2 protein-coding genes and 1 pseudogene are annotated in these 3,313 nt (G+C 40.6%); all 3 read left to right on the forward strand.

Annotation, left to right across the window (positions count from 1 at the left end):
* The first annotated feature begins 200 nt into the window (after positions 1–200).
* Positions 201–1,562, forward strand: coding sequence for a sigma-54-dependent transcriptional regulator (locus WBJ10_RS03970; RefSeq protein WP_424288257.1), 1,362 nt, complete (start codon positions 201–203; stop codon positions 1,560–1,562).
* A 151-nt stretch (positions 1,563–1,713) separates the two neighbouring features.
* Entirely contained in the window at positions 1,714–2,772 is a 1,059-nt protein-coding gene (locus WBJ10_RS03975; RefSeq protein WP_424288256.1) for a porin, read from the forward strand.
* Between the two features lie 4 nt (positions 2,773–2,776).
* A pseudogene (locus WBJ10_RS03980) lies at positions 2,777–3,313 on the forward strand (PAS domain-containing sensor histidine kinase); the annotation flags it as partial.

A 3,313-nucleotide genomic window follows, 5' to 3' on the forward strand; every position in this document is an offset into this window, starting at 1 on the left:
TTATGAACTGAAGTTTTTAAAGGCTGATAAAACCTTTTTGACTCATACTATTGAGGTAGAGTGATCAAGGGATAAATATCATTCCGTCCTTAAAATTCTCACCGGATTAGAAAACGCTGCTTTTAGCATGGTTCTGTCAACTTCATGATGACAGTGTTTGCAGTATCTCCAAAATATCCGTTATTTGCTAAAAATAGCTTATCAAAAAGATCTTAATCATTGATGACGAAGAGCGCCTTCGTACACTTATTTCCAGGATACTGGAATTGGAAGGATACAAGGTATACCAGGCAGGGACTGGTAAGGCAGGATTACAGATTTTAGAGAAGGACGATATTCCAGTTGTCTTAAGCGATGTTAGGCTACCTGACTGCAACGGGGTAGACCTCGTAAACAAAATCAAACTGATCAATCCTGCCATTGAGGTCATTAATCTTACGGCATTTGGGAATATCCCTGATGGTGTGCAGTCTATAAAGAACGGCGCATTTGACTACATAACCAAGGGCGACGACAATGATAAAATATTGCCTCTTGTAGCTAAAGCGATGGATAAAGCTTTGTTGCAGCGAAAAGTCGAGCGTCTTGAGAAAAGCCTGGAAAAACGTTTTGGCTTCGATGCAATTATTGGAAAATCGCCAGTTATACAAAAGGCTATTGAACTCGCTCGAAAAGTATCTGTCACCGATGCTACAACCTTGCTATTGGGTGAAACCGGTACCGGTAAGGAGATCTTTGCCCAAGCCATACATTACAATAGTAAAAGGAAGGACCAAAATTTCGTTGCTGTTAACTGCAGCGCCTTTGGCAGAGATATCCTGGAGAGTGAGCTATTCGGCCATAAAGCCGGTTCATTCACTGGAGCTTTAAAAGAAAAAAAGGGCTTATTTGAGGAGGCTGACCACGGTACCATTTTTCTAGACGAAATTGGCGAAATGAGCATGGATCTACAAGCCAAACTTCTCCGGGTACTTGAAGATGGCTCCTTCATAAAAGTAGGCGACACAAAAACAACCAAAGTAGATGTCCGGATCATAGCGGCTACAAATCGCAATTTGGAAGAAGAAATAAAGCAAGGCCTCTTCCGTGAAGACCTTTTTTACCGTTTATCAGGTTTTATTATTCAATTGCCTTCTTTAAAGGAACGTAAAGAAGATATCCCTCTGCTGACGGCATTTTATGTTGAACAATTTGCCTTAAAGCTCAATAAAACTACCCCGGTTCCTGAAAATGATTTTATCCTAAAGCTTCAGAAGCACCTTTGGAAAGGTAATATAAGGGAGCTTAAAAATGTAATCGAACGGGCATTGATACTTACTGATACGTCGCGGCTTTCTGCCGATATATTGCCTTTTGAATTACGCAGTGATTCCAGCATGACCGAAATGGAATCGTTTGAACTGGCAACCGTGGAGAAGATCCATATTCAACGTACATTAAAACATACCGGTGGCAACAAAACCGAAGCAGCCAGGTTAATGGGGATCGGCCTGACGACCCTCTACCGCAAGATAGAGGAGTACAATATCAACGAAGACAAAACTATTAATTTTCCGAAATGAAAAACAGACCCTTCCAAAATGGAAGGATTTTGTTTTTTAGGCGTATCTCCTAAAACTCGATTAAAACTGGAAGCAACTGTTGCACAGCGACATTTAATCAGTTTTAATTTTATGGCATCTGTATGGTATTCATTAAGAACAATATATACCGATGAAAAGGCTTTTGGCGCTCATATTCACTTTTAGCACACTCGAGGTATCCTCTCAGGATATCAATGTTAGCGCCTATCTTGAAACATACTATGGCTACGATTTTAACAAACCATCGGACCACGAGCGTCCAGCATTTGTTTACTCACATAACCGGCACAATGAGTTAAATCTGAATCTGGGCTATATTAAAGCGACTTATGATAAGGGCAAGGTACGTTCCGCTCTGGCGGTGATGGCAGGTACATATGCCAATGCTAACTTAGCCGCAGAGCCCGGTGTCCTTAAAAATATCTTTGAAGCGAATGCAGGCTTCCGTCTTTCTGAATCGGCTAACTTATGGATCGATGCTGGAATATTTGCATCTCATATTGGGTTTGAGAGTGCCGTTTCGAAAGATTGCTGGACGCTGACCAGAAGTATTCTGGCAGAAAATTCCCCGTATTATGAAAGCGGTGCCAAACTAACTTACATTTCTGATAATAATAAATGGCTTCTTAGCGGATTATTTCTAAACGGCTGGCAGCATATCCAAAGGCCACAGGGCAATAACACACCTGCATTCGGGACACAAATAACTTTTACGCCTAATCCCAGAGTGAAGCTAAACTACAGCACCTTCACAGGAAATGACAAACCCGATGAACTAAGGCAAATGCGTTACTTCCACAACTTTTACGGTATATTCCAAATAGCAGACAAGGTCCACCTGATTACCGGTTTTGATTTCGGATCGGAGCAGAAGTCAAGAGGTAGCAGCGATTATAATCAATGGTACAGCCCGGTGCTTATTGTCAAAATGAATCTCAACGAAAAATGGGCCGCTGCAGGAAGGTGGGAGTATTATTCCGATAGTCAGGGAGTTATCATTGATACAGGCACCCCAAATGGTTTTGAGACTACTGGCCTGTCATTGAACATAGATTATAGCCCCATGAGCAATGCCATTCTGCGACTTGAGGGTAAGGTTTACGACAGTAAAGACAAAGTTTTTATACGTGATATCACTCCGGTGAATCATAGTTCAACTTTAACAGCCAGCATGGCTGTTTCATTTTAAGATCATGAAAATTAAAACTAAACTTCACTTAGGTTTCAGTTTTCTCTTTCTGATGATGCTTTTTTTCGGGGCATTTGCAGGGTACTATCTGAAAGACATCGCAGATTCTTCTAAAGTAATATTAAGAGATAATTACGAAACGCTCAACATCTTGAAAGAGTTGAGAAGAATTGTAGACAATCAAGATCTGCCTCTTTCAAAAATCTCGGCTGAGCGACTGGAAATGTTACTGAAAAAACAGGAGAAAAACATTACTGAAAAAGGAGAGGCAGATTTAACAGCTCTTATCCGGCGGGATTTCGAATTGTTAAAAACTAATACATCAAATGATACCGAACAGAGAGGAGTTATACGCGACCTAAGAAACAATATAACCCAGATCGAAGAGCTCAATATGCGAGCTATAGTCAGAAAAAATGACAGAGCCCAGAATTCGGTAAAAGAAGCCAATTTATATCTGCAGATAATTGGCTCTTTTATCATCATTATACTCTTTAGTTTCATTGTTAATATCCCCGGCTTTATTGCCGACCCTCTATTT

The organism is Daejeonella sp. (assembly GCF_049655485.1).
GTDB lineage: Bacteria > Bacteroidota > Bacteroidia > Sphingobacteriales > Sphingobacteriaceae > Daejeonella.

Coding starts and splice junctions, on each gene's coding strand:
- WBJ10_RS03975 (WP_424288256.1), top strand. CDS start 1,714: ATGAAAAGGCTTTTGGCGCTCATATTCACTTTTAGCACACTCGAGGTA.